Source organism: Nonomuraea ceibae, from assembly GCF_019396325.1.
GTDB classification, from domain to species: domain Bacteria; phylum Actinomycetota; class Actinomycetes; order Streptosporangiales; family Streptosporangiaceae; genus Nonomuraea; species Nonomuraea ceibae.
This window is the reverse complement of the sequence record NZ_JAHKRO010000101.1, coordinates 1-13066: the sequence shown is the minus strand read 5'-3', so window position 1 is coordinate 13066 and position 13066 is coordinate 1. Positions and strand designations below refer to the sequence as shown.

At 73.4% G+C, this 13066-nt stretch carries 13 protein-coding genes; 7 read left to right on the top strand and 6 right to left on the bottom strand.

Annotation, left to right across the window (positions count from 1 at the left end):
* Nucleotides 1-124: 124 nt before the first annotated feature.
* The 5 genes from KME80_RS38890 (at nucleotide 125) to KME80_RS38870 (ending at nucleotide 5760) form a co-directional block, all read left to right on the top strand.
* Complete coding sequence (locus KME80_RS38890) at nucleotides 125-325, top strand: hypothetical protein (RefSeq protein ID WP_219513901.1); 201 nt, start codon at nucleotides 125-127, stop codon at nucleotides 323-325.
* An 80-nt stretch (nucleotides 326-405) separates the two neighbouring features.
* Nucleotides 406-1806: an FAD-binding oxidoreductase gene (locus KME80_RS38885; RefSeq protein ID WP_246646466.1), complete on the top strand. Its 1401-nt coding sequence runs from the start codon at nucleotides 406-408 to the stop codon at nucleotides 1804-1806.
* 85 nt (nucleotides 1807-1891) lie between these two features.
* On the top strand, nucleotides 1892-3544 hold the full coding sequence (locus KME80_RS38880) for an MFS transporter (RefSeq protein ID WP_219513891.1): 1653 nt from the start codon (nucleotides 1892-1894) through the stop codon (nucleotides 3542-3544).
* Nucleotides 3541-4650: an FAD-dependent monooxygenase gene (locus KME80_RS38875; protein WP_219513889.1), complete on the top strand. Its 1110-nt coding sequence runs from the start codon at nucleotides 3541-3543 to the stop codon at nucleotides 4648-4650. Before KME80_RS38880 ends, KME80_RS38875 begins: the two co-directional genes overlap by 4 nt.
* 87 nt (nucleotides 4651-4737) lie before the next feature.
* Nucleotides 4738-5760 carry a fatty acid desaturase family protein gene (locus KME80_RS38870; protein ID WP_219513887.1) on the top strand — a complete coding sequence of 341 codons (1023 nt, stop codon included), beginning with the start codon at nucleotides 4738-4740 and terminating at the stop codon, nucleotides 5758-5760.
* Here the strand turns inward: KME80_RS38870 and KME80_RS38865 are convergent.
* Nucleotides 5752-6033: a hypothetical protein gene (locus KME80_RS38865; protein ID WP_219513885.1), complete on the bottom strand. Its 282-nt coding sequence runs from the start codon at nucleotides 6031-6033 to the stop codon at nucleotides 5752-5754. The genes KME80_RS38870 and KME80_RS38865 overlap by 9 nt on opposite strands.
* Nucleotides 6034-6099: 66 nt before the next feature.
* Here KME80_RS38865 and KME80_RS38860 point away from each other — a divergent pair, with 66 nt between their 5' ends.
* Complete coding sequence (locus KME80_RS38860; RefSeq protein WP_219513883.1) at nucleotides 6100-7140, top strand: hypothetical protein; 1041 nt, start codon at nucleotides 6100-6102, stop codon at nucleotides 7138-7140.
* Between the two features lie 65 nt (nucleotides 7141-7205).
* On the opposite strand, the gene KME80_RS38855 is transcribed toward KME80_RS38860, so the two are convergent.
* Nucleotides 7206-8198, bottom strand: coding sequence for an aldo/keto reductase (locus tag KME80_RS38855; RefSeq protein ID WP_219513881.1), 993 nt, complete (start codon nucleotides 8196-8198; stop codon nucleotides 7206-7208).
* A gap of 131 nt (nucleotides 8199-8329) precedes the next feature.
* Here KME80_RS38855 and KME80_RS38850 point away from each other — a divergent pair, with 131 nt between their 5' ends.
* Nucleotides 8330-9169 carry a helix-turn-helix domain-containing protein gene (locus KME80_RS38850; RefSeq protein WP_219513873.1) on the top strand — a complete coding sequence of 280 codons (840 nt, stop codon included), beginning with the start codon at nucleotides 8330-8332 and terminating at the stop codon, nucleotides 9167-9169.
* Nucleotides 9170-9227: 58 nt separating this feature from the next.
* Here the strand turns inward: KME80_RS38850 and KME80_RS38845 are convergent, their stop codons facing one another.
* From KME80_RS38845 to KME80_RS38830, 4 genes are all read right to left on the bottom strand, one after another.
* The gene (locus KME80_RS38845) at nucleotides 9228-10124 is read right to left on the bottom strand and encodes a hypothetical protein (RefSeq protein ID WP_246646465.1); all 897 of its coding nucleotides are present in this window, start codon (nucleotides 10122-10124) and stop codon (nucleotides 9228-9230) included.
* Between the two features lie 197 nt (nucleotides 10125-10321).
* A complete protein-coding gene (locus tag KME80_RS38840) occupies nucleotides 10322-10939 on the bottom strand; it encodes a pentapeptide repeat-containing protein (RefSeq protein ID WP_219513871.1) in 618 nt (205 codons plus the stop codon).
* Nucleotides 10940-11022: 83 nt separating this feature from the next.
* Nucleotides 11023-12183, bottom strand: coding sequence for a cation:proton antiporter (locus KME80_RS38835; protein ID WP_219513861.1), 1161 nt, complete (start codon nucleotides 12181-12183; stop codon nucleotides 11023-11025).
* A 9-nt stretch (nucleotides 12184-12192) separates the two neighbouring features.
* Nucleotides 12193-12675, bottom strand: coding sequence for a cation:proton antiporter regulatory subunit (locus KME80_RS38830; protein WP_219513852.1), 483 nt, complete (start codon nucleotides 12673-12675; stop codon nucleotides 12193-12195).
* Nucleotides 12676-13066: the final 391 nt, after the last annotated feature.

Sequence of the window (13066 nt, the reverse complement as noted above, 5' to 3'; positions counted from 1 at the left end):
CCAGCCGCCTTCGTTAAGTGCCAGTTGACAGGAGGGGGGCTATTGGCAGGATCATGACTCACAGAATTAGTGGAAGTTTACAGAGGCACGGCTGACCGCACCCCCACGGTAGGAGCCCAACGTCATGTCCCTCCACACCGACAACTACCGCCACCCCTACAGCGCCGACCCGCCGCGCCGGCCGCGCTTCGCCGTGCTGGAAGCCCCGCCGGAACTCCCCCCGGAAGAGCCCGACACCCAGGTGGCCGAGCGACTCCAGCAGATCCGGGAGATCTCCCACCGGGCCATCGGATCCATCGACGACTTGCTCAAGCGCACCGCCTGATCGCGGGACCAGCGGGGGGATTCCGCCGGGAGCGCACCGGCGGGACCACACGGGACGACATCTCAGCAAAGAGGAGTGTCATGCAGGGTCAAACGCGACTGGCGTCGGCAGCACGGGACGTCGGAGCTCACCGTCCACGCGTCATCGCGGGTGTCGCACGCCCGCAGAGCGTCACCGAGGTGCGCGCCGTGGTCCGCCGCGCCGCCGCCGACGGACACCGGATCTACCCGATCAGCACCGGCCGCAACTGGGGGATGGGATCGGGCGTCCCCTCCACCGACGACAACGTGGTCGTCGACCTCAGCGGCCTCGACCGCATCCGCAGCCTCGACCTCGACAACGGCTTCGCCGTCGTCGAGCCCGGCGTCACCCAGGCCCAGCTCGCCGCCGAGCTGCGCGACACGCCGTGGCTGCTCAACGTCACCGCCTCGTGCGCCGACACCTCCGTGCTCGGCAACGCCCTCGAACGCGGCGACGGCTCCGTGCGCTCCCGCATCCAGGACGTCGCCGGCATCGAGGCCGTCATGCCCGACGGCAGCCTCGTCCACACCGGCGGGCTCGACACCTGGGGCCGCTACCGGGGCCGCGTCGCCGGCCCCGACCTGACCGGCGCGTTCGTGCAGAGCAACCTCGGCATCGTCACCGCCATGGCGATCGCGCTGGTGCCCAGGCCCGCCAGCTTCGGCCTCGTGCACGGGCGCATCCCCCGCGACCAGGTCGGCCGGGCCGTTGGCGCGCTGGGAACGTTCCTGCGCCGCGGCAACCCCGCCGAAGGACTGCTGCGCGTCCGCGACATCGCGCTCGTGCCCAGCCGGGGCGGCTGGACCGTCCCCGACGGCGTCGACCCCGAGCTGTTCACCATCGTCGGACCGCTGCTCGGCAGCGGCGAGACCGTCCAGCTCGCCGAGGAACTGCTGCGCAAGGCGCTGCTGGAGGTCGAGGGCGCCGAGGGCCTGCGCGTCCTGGACGCCACCGCCGTCATGCCCGACGACCCGCTCTACCCGCGGGCGCTCATGGCGCAGGGCATCCCCACCTGCCGCGGCGTGCACAAGGCGCTCGGCGTGACGTCCTGCGACCAGATCGACACCGGCAAGATGGGCTTCCTCGCCCTGCTGCCGCAGCTCCCGATGGAGTCGCGCTCCACCGACAACATCCTCCAGGTGCTGCGCGCCGCCGTCGAGTGCAACGGCACCGCCGCCATGCTGGAGTGGAACCTGATCAGCAGGAACCTCGCCAACGGCGTCATCCAGATCTTCTTCGACCGAGACGACGCCGACGCGGCCAGCCGCGCCCACCGGCTCCGCCAGGACGCGGGCGGCCTGCTGCGCGGCCACGGATGCGCCATCTACCGCTCCGACATCGACAACTCCGCCGCCGACCTCTACGCGCAGAGCACGCCCGACACCCTCGGCATGCTGCGCAGGCTCAAGACCGCGATGGACCCGTACGGGCTGGTGTCGCCCGGACGTTACAGCGCTTGACCGACCCCCGTCCGCCGGCCGGCGCGCCAGGGCCGGAACCCCGCGCCGGCGGCGGTCAACCATAGGCTCTCATGGAGGTGACCACGTGCCCTCGTCACCAGCGGCCATCCAGGCAGGAGGCCCCGCCGTCCGGCGCGGAACCCTGCTCCGGCTCGTAGGAGCGGGCGTCATGCTGGCGGTCATGGCCGACATCACGGCCACCACGATCGCCGTCGGCCTGATGCGCCACACCGACGCCGGCAACGGCATGCCGCTGAACGACCTGGTCTGGCTGACCAGCGCGGCCTTCGTCCCGATCGCGGCGCTGCTGGCGACCGCCGGTCGCTGGGCCGACCTGTTCGGCAGGCGGCGCGTGCTCGTCATCGGGCTGCTCGTGTTCGTCATCGGCGGCATCGCCACCCTCACCATGCCCACCTGGCCGCTCGTGCTGGCCGCCCGGGCCGTGCAGGGCGCGGGCGCCGCCGCGATGATCCCCGCCAGCCTCGCCGTCCTGCTCGGCGAACTGCCCGAGCACCAGCGGCGCGGCGCCATCGCGCTGTGGAGCTCCGCCTCCGGCCTCGGCTGCCTGCTGATGCAGGCCGGCGCCGGCTGGCTCGCGGGCGCCTTCGGCTGGCGCGCCCTGTTCGCGCCCGTCGTCGTCGTCGGCCTGCTGCTCCTCGTCGCCAGCGCCTGGCTGCCCGAGGGCAGCGCCCGCGCCCAGGCCAGGAGCAGGCCCGACATGATCGGCGCCGTGCTGCTGGCCGCCGCCATCGCCGCGCTCGTGCTCGCCATCTCCAAGGTCACCGCCTGGGGAGCCGACGCGGCCTGGCTCGCCTGCGGCGCCCTCGTGCTGCTCGCCGCCGCGCTCGCGCAGGCCCGCCGCCACCGGGTGCCCGCCATCGACCTGACGCTCTGGCGCCGGCCCGGGTTCGCCTGGGGCTGGCTGGCCACGTGGGGATTCGGCGTCCTGTCGTACGGGCTGCTCACCCTCCAGCCGCTCTACCTGATGCACGTGGGCTTCTCCATGATGGAGGTCGCCCTCTGGCTGACCCCGACCTCGATCGCCATGGTGATCACCGCCTGGCTCGGCGGCAAGATCGTCCGCAAGATCGGGCCGTACGGGCTCATCTACCTCGGCGCCGCGGTCTCCGGAGGCGCCTGCGTCGTGGCGCTCGCCCAGACCGGGCCGACCCTGTGGGGCCTGGCCGCCAGCGTCGGCGTCGGCGTCGGCGTCGGCGCCCTCGCGCCCGGCACCTCCATGGCCACCACCCTGGCCGCCCACCCGCACCAGTACGCCTCCGCGGTCGGCGCCGCCGTCATGTCCCGCATGGTCGGCGGGGCCGTGGGCGTCGCCACCGTCTCGGTCGTCATCGACCACCCGTTCATGGCCGGGCCCATGGGCGGACTCGCCAGCGCGCTCGCGCTGTGCGTGGCCGTCTCGGTGCTCATCGGCAGCCTGGCCCTGATCAAGATGCTCCGCATGCCGCACGCCACCGGCGAGGTCATGGTACTGGTGCCGCGCCGCATGCTCCTGGAGCTCCGCAGCACGCTCGCCGCGGTCGCCGCCGAGGCCGACGCGCTGCTGCCCGCCCAACCCGGAGAGCGCCCGGCAGCCGCCACCGGCCGAGCCCCCCATCCCGTACCCGCTCCGCGGCGAGCCCAGGCCCATGCCATGAGGGCCACCCCCGGCTCGTCCACCCGCGCCCATGGGGGCACGCGTCTCGTCCGATCATCAGAAGGGCTCTCGTCATGGCAATGACATCCTGCGACGTCGCGATCGTCGGCGCCGGGCTCGGCGGCTGCTTCCTGGCACTGCTGCTGGGCCGCGGCGGCAAGCACGTCGTCGTCGTGGAGCAGGGGCCGTCCGTCCCCACCGCCGGCGCCGACTTCGTCAAGCGCCCCGGCATGCAGGTGCTCGCCCGCCACGGCCTCATCGGCCTCGTCGAACGGCAGGCGCTCAAGCGCGACGTCGTCCGCTACTACCACGACGGGCAGCCGATCCAGGAGTGCCGCTACCCCGACGGGTTCCTCATCCGCCCCTACCGCGAGCTCGTCGAGGTCATCTACTCCTCCTGCGCGATGGAAGGCGTCGAGTTCCTGTTCGACGCCCGCATCGACCACCTGGCCACCGACGGCGACAACATCGGCCACCTGGTCCTCGCCGACGGCCGCGAGCTGCGCGCCGGCGTCGTCATCGGCGCCGACGGCACCCGCTCGGCCGTGCGCCAGGCGCTCGGCGTCGAGAGGAAGACCACCGCCTACCCGCACCTGCTGCGCGTGGCCACCGTGCCGCTGACGGCCAGCATCGCCCAGCTCAACCGGCTCTACTTCGACTCCAGAGGCTGGTTCAGCTACCTGTACCCGGTCGACCAGGACCAGGCCAGGGTGTTCGTCGGCCTGCCCGGCGAGGCCGAGCCCAGCACGCCCGAACTGCTCGACGGCCTCCGCTCGTTCGTCACCGACAACGCCGACGCCTTCGACGTGCTCGGCAACGCCGCCTGGCAGACGATCCCCATCTCCGCCATGCGGGTGCCCGCCTACCACCGGGGCAACGCCGCGCTCCTCGGCTCCGCCGCGTTCGCCTGCCACCCGATGACCGGCATGGGCATGAGCTACACGCTGCACGACGCCGAGATCCTCGCCGAGGCCGTCATCGGTGCCGGAGGCGACCCCGCCCGGCTGGAGAAGGCGCTGGAGGACGCGTACGAGCCGCGCAGGCGCGCGCACGGCGAGCTCATCGACTACGGCGACGCCCTGGCCGGGACCTACCACGACAGGGACGCCTACCTGCGGACGTTCCGCCAGGACCTGCACGTGTTCGGCGACACGCCGCCGATGGACGAGCAGTTCGTCACCCGCCTCTGAACCCCGCCGCGGTAGGGCCAGCCCTACCGCGAAGACGGGTGGCAGCGGCAGTCCGCCGGCCGGGCGCGACCGCGATGCTTGAGCGATATGACGATCGACCAAGCCCCGGCACGCCCGGCCCGGCAGGGCAGCGACTTCGCCGGCCTGTCCCGCCGCATCGCCCAGGCAGGGCTCCTGGAGCGCAGGCCCGTCTACTACGCCGTCCGCATGACCCTGGTGGCCGCCCTGTTCGCCGGCGGCTGGACCGCCTTCGCCCTCGTCGGGGACTCCTGGTGGCAGATCCTCGTCGCCGTCTTCCTCGCCGTGATGTTCGCCCAGGTCGCGCTGCTCGCCCACGACCTGGCGCACGGCCAGGTGTTCCGCTCCCGCCGCCGCAGCCGCGTCGCCGGCCTCATCGCCGGCAACCTCGGCATCGGCCTCGGCTACGGCTGGTGGACCGACAAGCACACCCGCCACCACGCCAACCCCAACCACGAGGACCACGACCCCGACGTCTCGCCCGACGTGCTCGTCTGGTCCGTCAAGCAGGCCGAGAACAGCAGCGGCGTGGCCCGCTTCGTCGGCCGGTGGCAGGCGTTCCTGTTCTTCCCGCTGCTGACGCTCGAAGGACTCAACCTGCACGTCTCCAGCCTGCGATCGCTGCGCCGCCCCACGCTCAAGAACCGCGGCACCGAGGCCGCCCTGCTCATCGCCCACGACGTCGCCTACCTGGCCGCCGTCTTCGCCGTCCTGCCCGTGGGCAAGGCGCTCGTCTTCCTCCTCGTCCACCAGGCGTGCTTCGGCGTCTACCTCGGCTGCACGTTCGCCCCCAACCACAAGGGCATGCCGGTCCTGACCGCCGACGACGAGCTCGACTTCCTGCGCAAGCAGGTGCTCACCTCACGCAACGTCCGCGGCGGCCATCTCGTCAACGTGGCGCTCGGCGGGCTCAACTACCAGATCGAGCACCACCTGTTCCCCAGCATGCCCGCGCCCAACCTGCGCCGCGCCCGGCCCATCGTGCGCGACTACTGCCGCTCCCTGGACGTCCCGTACACCGAGGCCGGGCTGTTCGCCTCCTGGGGGCAGGCGCTGCGCCACCTGCACGAGGTCGGCCGCCCGCTACGGTGACGACAGCACCACCAGCTCCGCGCCGTCGCCGTCCTCCGACACCTCGAACCCCGCCTCCGCCAGGACCGTCCGTAACGCCAGCCGGACCGCCACCCGGATCGTCGCCCCCCGCGCGCCGTCGCCGCGGGCGGGCACGTCCCACCGGACCACCACCCCGCGGCCCGGCTCCCGCCACACGCTCAGCCCGCCGTCCGCCGGGGCCGCCGCCCGCTCGATCGTGAACCCGGCGTCGATCAGCTCCCGGCGGACCAGCCGCTCCAGGTCCGGGCTCACAGCGCGCATCCCCTACGGCTGCCCGAGGACAGGCACGGCGAACCTGGCCGCGCTAGGCTCGGCGGGATGCTGATCGCTGAGGCCCGGCGCGTCGCGGGGGAGTGGGCGCGCGACGAGGGGGCGCGGCTGCCCGGGTTCGCCGGGGCGTTCCTCACCGGGTCCGCCCTGTGGGCCGAGCCCGGCGACGACCTCCCCACCGGCTCCGACGTGGACGTGATGGTCGCCCTCGACCCCGTCCCCGACGCCGTCCCCCTCGCCGGGGGCGGCAAGTTCCGGCACCAGGGGGTGCTGCTGGAGGTCTCCTACCTGCCCGCCGACGCCGTCGCCGACGCGGAGACGGTCCTCGCCGACTACCACCTCGCGGGCGCCTTCCACCGGCCCGGCGTGCTCGCCGACCCCGCCGGACGGCTCACCGCGCTCCAGCGCGAGGTCTCCCGCCGCTTCGCCGAACGCCGCTGGGTCCTCGCCCGGACCGGCCACGCGCTGCACCGGGTACGCGCCTTCCTGGCCGACGTCGTCACCCCCGGCCGCCCGGGTATGACGGAGGAGGCGCACGTCACCGCCTGGCTCTTCGGCACCGGCGTCACCGCGCACGTCCTCCTCGTCGCCGGGCTGCGCAACCCGACCATCCGCCGCCGCTACGAGGCCGCCGGCGAACTGCTCGCCGCGCGCGGGCTGCCCGAATGCCACGAACACCTGCTCGACCTGCTGGGCAGCGCCGCCCTCACCCCCGCCAGGGCCCGCCGCCACCTGGCCGCCGTCGAACGCGCCTTCGACCACGCCGCCCCGGTCCACGCGCCCGCCTACCGCTTCTCCTCCGACATCAGCCGCCCGGGCCGGCCCGTCGCCGTCGACGGCAGCCGCGACCTCCTCGACCGCGGCCTCCACCGCGAAGCCGCCTTCTGGCTCGTCGCCACGTACGCCCGCTGCCTCGCCAAACTCGCCTCAGCGGGCCGGCGGCCCCCGGCGGCCCTGCTGGACGACTTCCACGCCCTCCTCGCCGACCTCGGCGCCGACACCCCGCACACCCGCCGCGACCGCGCCACCCGCGTCCTCGCCGCCCTCCCCAGCCTCACCCGGATCGCCCACACTCTGGCTCCCCCCTGACCCCGCGGCCGTGGGCACCCCGTCCCGCGCCGGACCGCCCGCGCTCGCGCTGCACCCGGGGTGGGTCAGCGGCCGTCGAGGAGGCGGTATTCGGGGCCGAGGGCGGCGGAGGTGGCGTCGCCGATGAAGTCGAGCGGGAAGCCCAGGGAGAAGGGGACCGCGGACTCCAGGCGGCGCAGGGCGTCGTCGGGCAGGGTGACGGCGGCGGCGCCGAGGTTGTCGCGGAGCTGGCCGGGGCCGCTGGCGCCGATGATGGGGTGGACGGCGCGCGAGCGGGCCATCGTCCAGGCGATGGCGACCTGCGAGGCCGTGGCGCCGAGCTCGGCCGCGACCTCCAGCACCGCGCGCGCCGCCGCGTGCTCGCGCTCGCCGAGGGAGCCGGGCGCGACGCGGGTGCCGGGCGCGACCGGCGCGCCGCCGGTGAACTTGCCCGACAGGACGCCGCCCGCCAGCGGCCCCCAGGCGGCGACGCTCATCCCGAGCTCGTCGGCCATCGGCAGCAGCTCGCGCTCGATGTCGCGCCACAGCAGGTTGTACGGCACCTGCAGCCCGGCGAAGCGGGTCCAGCCGCGCCATTCGGCCAGCGTGTCGGCGCGGCTGACCACCCACGCGGGAGCGTCCGACATGCCCACGTACAGGACTTTCCCGGCGCGGACCGCGTCGTCGAGGGCGCGCATGGTCTCCTCGATCGGCGTGTGCCGGTCCCACATGTGCACCCAGAACACGTCGACGTAGTCGGTGCGCAACCGGCGCAGGCTGCGTTCGAGTGACAGGACGAGGTTCTTGCGGTGGTTGCCGGAGGCGTTCAGGTCGGAGGGGTCGCGGCTGAGCGTGTACTTGGTGGCGAGCACGAACCGGTCGCGCCGCCCGGCCAGCAGCTCGCCGACGACCTCCTCGCTCTCCCCGTACGCCGAGGCGGTGTCGATGACGTTGCCCCCGGCCTCCGCGTACAGGTCGACCATCTCGCGCACCTCGGGGGACGCCTCGCGGAACGTCATGGCCCCCAGGAACAGCTCGGAGACCCTCAGCCCGGTCCGGCCGAGCAGGCGATAACGCATGTTGTTCGTACCCTTTCGTCATGAGCGGTCCCCGCCCACGATGCCGTGCCGGTCGCGCCGGAGGGAGACCGGCCCGATACCGGCCCTGCGGGGGCCACCCTGAGCCCGTCCGATCCGTACACTTCGTCCCCGTGAGTGACAACGAGCTCGGCTCCTACCTGCGCGCCCTCCGTGAAGCCGTCCGCCCCGCCGACGTGGGGCTGCCCGCGGGCCCCCGGCGGCGCACCCCCGGCCTGCGCCGCGCCGAGCTGGCCACGCTGGCGGGCGTCAGCGTCGAGTACCTCACCCGGCTCGAACAGGGCCGCGACCGCAAGCCGTCGCCGCAGGTGCTGGGCGCGCTCGCCGACGCGCTGCGCCTGCCTCCGGGCGAGCGGCTCCACCTGCACCATCTCGTCAAGGTCAACACCGGTGAGAGCGCCCTGTGCCCGGGCATGGACCAGCCGCCCGCGCGGGCCGTGCGCGCCACCGTCCGGGCCGTGCTCGACCGGCTGGAGCCCGCCCCGGCCGTGCTGGTCAACCGGGTGTACGACGTGCTCGCGCACACCACCGGTTACGCCAGGCTCGCCGGGCCGCTCGGCGTGCTCGACGGCGAGGCGCCCAACCTGGCCCGTCACCTGTTCACCGATCCGCGGGCCAGGGCCGCCTACCCGGACTGGGAACGCCTCGCCGCCGCGCAGGCCGTCGAGCTGCACCGCGCCGCCGCGCTCGCCGACGTCCAGGCCCGCGCCCTGGTGGACGAGCTCGCCGTCACCGCCGGGGCGGCGTTCACCGGCCGCCCGGCGCTCACGGCGGCGGAGCCCGGCGCGTACCGGGTCGTCCATCCCGAGGCCGGCGAGCTGCGGCTGACGCCGGAGACCCTGGAGATCCCCGACGCGGACCAGCGCCTGGTCGTCCACCTGCCGGGCGACGCCGCCACGGCCGCGGCGCTCGACGCGCTCGCGGACCGGCGTCCCCGCGCGCTCACCGGCTGAGCACGGCAGGGCGGGCCCCGCCGCCACCGGCGGCGAGGCCCGCTGTCGGAACCGCCGGTCAGCCGGGCGGGATCCGGCCGTCCTTGGCGACCGGGACGCCGAGCTGGACCGCCGCGGTGAGCGTCGCCCGCTCCTCGGGCAGGCGGGCGAGCACCGGGTTGAGATGCCGCAGCGCCAGGTCGACGGGCGTGATCGCGCGCGCCGTGATGTCGTACTTCTCCAGGTCGATCCACCGGACGATCTCCAGCACGTCGGCCGGGATGTCGTCGCCGCCCTTGTACACGGGCACGCAGAGCTGGCGCGAGTAGCTCACCCGCACGTCCGCCGTCGGGATCTTGCCGACGAGCACCGGGTTGAGCTGCTGGAGCGTCAGCGCCCTGTTCATCGGCACGTTCGGGGTGGCGCCGTAGCAGAGCAGGTCGACGTGGCTGACGACCCGCAGCACCTCCGCCGGGGGCAGCACGCCGTTCTTGGCGACCGGGACGCACAGCTGCTCCGGCCGGTTCAGCGTGATCTGCTTGCGCGGCACGTCACGCAGGACGGGGTTGAGCTGGCTGAGCACGAGCGGCTTGTTCGCCGCCGGCCCGGTGACCCGGTAGCACGACAGGTCCACGAACCGGATGAAGTCGAGCACCCCGTCCGGCGGGATCACGCCGTTCTTGGCGACGGGGACGCACAGCTGGTCGCGCTGGCCGAGCGTGACCTGCTCGCTGCGCAGGCCGCTGAGCACCGGGTTGAGGTGGCGCAGCGTCAGCCCGACGGCGGGCGGCTGGTAGGGGCTGGTCTTGAAGCACTCCAGGTCGAGGTTCGACACCAGTTGCAGCGGGGTGGGCAGCGCGACGGCGCTGACGGGCGGGGTGACGAGGAAGACCAGCGCGACGAGTCCGACGATCGCCGATAAGGCGCGGCGGACCCGGCGCGTGGGGCGGCGTTCTGCGGGGGCGGGCGGTTGCATGCTTCTCCTCAGGGTGCTGGACGGCGGGCGAGCGAGGGCTGGACGGCAGCACGCGCGGGTGGGACGGGCCGGTGAGACGGACCGGCCGGCGAAGGAGAACGCGTCGCGCGGCTCTCACCGTCGTGCGTGGCCGGCCTGACAACGCGACTGTCCGCCGCGTGAACCATCCGGTCAACCCCACGAATGAGGGGCGAGGCTCAGCCGGTCACCGTGAAGCCCAGGGCGCTCGCGACGACCGTGGCCTGGAAGGGGTCGATGATCGCCCGATCGACCGCCGTGACGTGCGGGTCGAGGCTGCCCAGGTCGCTGCCGCGCAGGTCGCAGCCGGTGAGGTCGGCGCTGTGCAGCCACGCGCCCGACAGGTCGCACCGCTTGACCTTCGAGCCCTCCAGCCGGGCCCCGGTCAGGTCGGCCTCGCGCAGCCGGACGCCGTGGAAGGAGCTGCCGCGCAGGTCGGCGCCCGGCAGGCCGGCGAACGACCAGTCGCCGCCCTCGACCTTGAACAGGCCGAACGTGCAGCCGTCGAACATGCTGCCGGTCAGCTTGCAGCCGCGGAACGTCGCGTCGAAGAAGGAGGAACGCGAGAACGTGCAGTTGAGGAAGCTGGCGTCCTCGTGCTCGGAGACGTTGAAGCGCACGTTGCTGAACGTGCACTCCTCGAACGCCGAGCCCCGGTCGACCAGCTCGGTCATGTCGACGTCGACGAACAGCACCCGGTGATAGGTCTCGCGGATCAGCTCACGGCCGTCCCAGTCGGCGGACCTGATCGCCGACTCCGTCGGCGGCGCCGGGACCCCGTGCTTGCGGTCGGCCATCCAGCCCGTCACCCCTTCCGCGCCCTGCCCTCACCTCGGACGACCAGCCTGCCATCGCCCACCGACAGAAAACGCGCCCGGGGTCAGGCGCGCTTGGCGATGGCCTCGAACAGCGGCTGCACCAGCTTGGCCGCCAGCGGGCCGAACGCCGCCAGGATCAGCACGTACGCCGCCGCCAGGGGCCCGAGGTCGGGATGCGCCCCGGCCGCCACCGCCAGACCGGCGATGACGATGTTGAACTCGCCGCGCGGCACCAGCGCGATGCCGGCCCGCGCCTGACCGGCCTTCGAGATCCCCGCCCGGCGGGCCGCGTACATGCCGGTCAGCAGCTTGGTGATCATGCTGACCAGCGCGAGGGCGGCGGCCAGCCCGGCCACCGGGAGGATCTTCGCCGGGTCGGTCTGCAGGCCGAAGAAGACGAAGAAGACCGCCGCGAACAGGTCGCGCAGCGGCGCGAGCAGCGCCTGCGCGTCGTGCGCGAGCTGACCCGACAGCGCGATCCCGACGAGGAACGCGCCGACCGCCGCCGACACCTGGAGCTGCTGCGCCAGCCCGGCCACCAGCAGCGCCAGGCCGACGACCTTCAGCAGCAGCACCTCGGAGTTCGGGCTGGAGACGAACGCCTCGATCCACTTGCCGAACCTGAGCGCGACCAGCAGCACCACGCTCACGGTGCCCAGCGCGATCGCCACCGTCACCGCGCCGCTGACCAGGCTGAGCCCGGCGAGCATAGCCGTCAGCACCGGCAGGTAGATCGCCATCGTGAGGTCTTCGAACACCAGCAGCGACAGCACCGTGGGCGTCTCGCGGTTACCGATCCACCCCAGGTCGGACAGGACCTTCGCGGTGATCCCGGACGAGGTGGCGTACGTGACGCCCGCCATCGCCACGGCCGCGACCGGGCCCCAGCCGAGCAGCAGGGCGCAGATCGCCCCGGGCGCGGCGTTGAGCACCAGGTCGACGATGCCCGCGCGGGCGTTGCTCTTCAGGCTCGTGACGAGCTCGTCGGCGTTGTACTCGAGCCCCAGCGTCAGCAGCAGCAGGACGACGCCCAGCTCCGCGCCGACGGAGATGAACTCCTCGCTGGTGGCCAGCGGCAGCACGCCGCCCGTCCCGAAGGCCAGGCCGGCGATCAGATAGAGGGGGATGGGCGAGATGCCGGCGCGCAACGCCAGCGCGCCCAGCACACCCAGACCAAGAAGTACGGCACCGAATTCGAGAAACAGGATGGCGGTGTGGTGCACCCGCGGCCCTTAACCTTCGGCCAGGATGTCGGCGACTTCGGACGTGCTGTCGGCGGTGCCCACCACGACGACGATGTCGCCGGCAGCGAACACGAAACCGGGGCCCGGGCTGGCGACCACGTTCCCGTTGCGCACCACCGCCACGATGGAGGCGTTGGTGCGGGTCCGGACGCGGGCGTCGCCCATCGGGCGGTCGGCGTACGGGGAGCCCGGCGGGATCACGAGCTGGAGGCTGACCAGCCCCTCGACCTCCTGATGCGCCTGGTTGAGCCGCTGCACGATGCGGGGGGCGCCGAGGAGCTCGACCAGGGCGTCGGCCTCCTCGTCGTTCAGCTTGACGACCTCGCAGGCGCGGTCGGGGTCCTCGCGGTCGTAGATCACCAGGTCGCGGCGGCCGGTGCGGTGCGAGACGACACCGACGCGTTTGCCGGACTGGGTGGTGAAATCATGGCGCAGCCCGATCCCGGGCAGTGCCGTCTGCTCGACCTCCACCGGTCTATCCCACCCATCAAGTCCGGAAATATCCCGAATACCCTACCAATGCTCTCCGCCGGGTTTGTCCATACAGAAGACCTCTTCAGGGCACAACAGGCTCCCCTCACGGCCACAGACCGAGCCCGGTTCGGTCGCCCCCGGACGCAGGCAGGGGTCTCGCGGGCCTCCGGCGGGATCGCGGACAATGGACGGGCCCGGTGACCGGCCCTCAGCGAACGGAGCCCGCATGACGCAGTTACCGCGCCCCCCGGCGACCGGCCCGATCCGGCTGATGCTGGTGGAGGACCACGACATGGTGGCCGAGGCGCTGGGCGCGGCGCTGGGCGAGGCGGCGGGCATCGACCTGGTGGCCACGGCCGCGACCGTGGCGGCGGCCGTGGCCGGCGCC

Excerpts from the sequence above, each read along its gene's own strand:
- KME80_RS38845 (WP_246646465.1), bottom strand. The coding sequence starts at position 10,124 with ATGCAACCGCCCGCCCCCGCAGAACGCCGCCCCACGCGCCGGGTCCGC.
- KME80_RS38870 (WP_219513887.1), top strand. The coding sequence starts at position 4,738 with ATGACGATCGACCAAGCCCCGGCACGCCCGGCCCGGCAGGGCAGCGAC.
- KME80_RS38855 (WP_219513881.1), bottom strand. The coding sequence starts at position 8,198 with ATGCGTTATCGCCTGCTCGGCCGGACCGGGCTGAGGGTCTCCGAGCTG.
- KME80_RS38860 (WP_219513883.1), top strand. The coding sequence starts at position 6,100 with ATGCTGATCGCTGAGGCCCGGCGCGTCGCGGGGGAGTGGGCGCGCGAC.
- KME80_RS38840 (WP_219513871.1), bottom strand. The coding sequence starts at position 10,939 with ATGGCCGACCGCAAGCACGGGGTCCCGGCGCCGCCGACGGAGTCGGCG.
- KME80_RS38885 (WP_246646466.1), top strand. The coding sequence starts at position 406 with ATGCAGGGTCAAACGCGACTGGCGTCGGCAGCACGGGACGTCGGAGCT.
- KME80_RS38890 (WP_219513901.1), top strand. The coding sequence starts at position 125 with ATGTCCCTCCACACCGACAACTACCGCCACCCCTACAGCGCCGACCCG.
- KME80_RS38875 (WP_219513889.1), top strand. The coding sequence starts at position 3,541 with ATGACATCCTGCGACGTCGCGATCGTCGGCGCCGGGCTCGGCGGCTGC.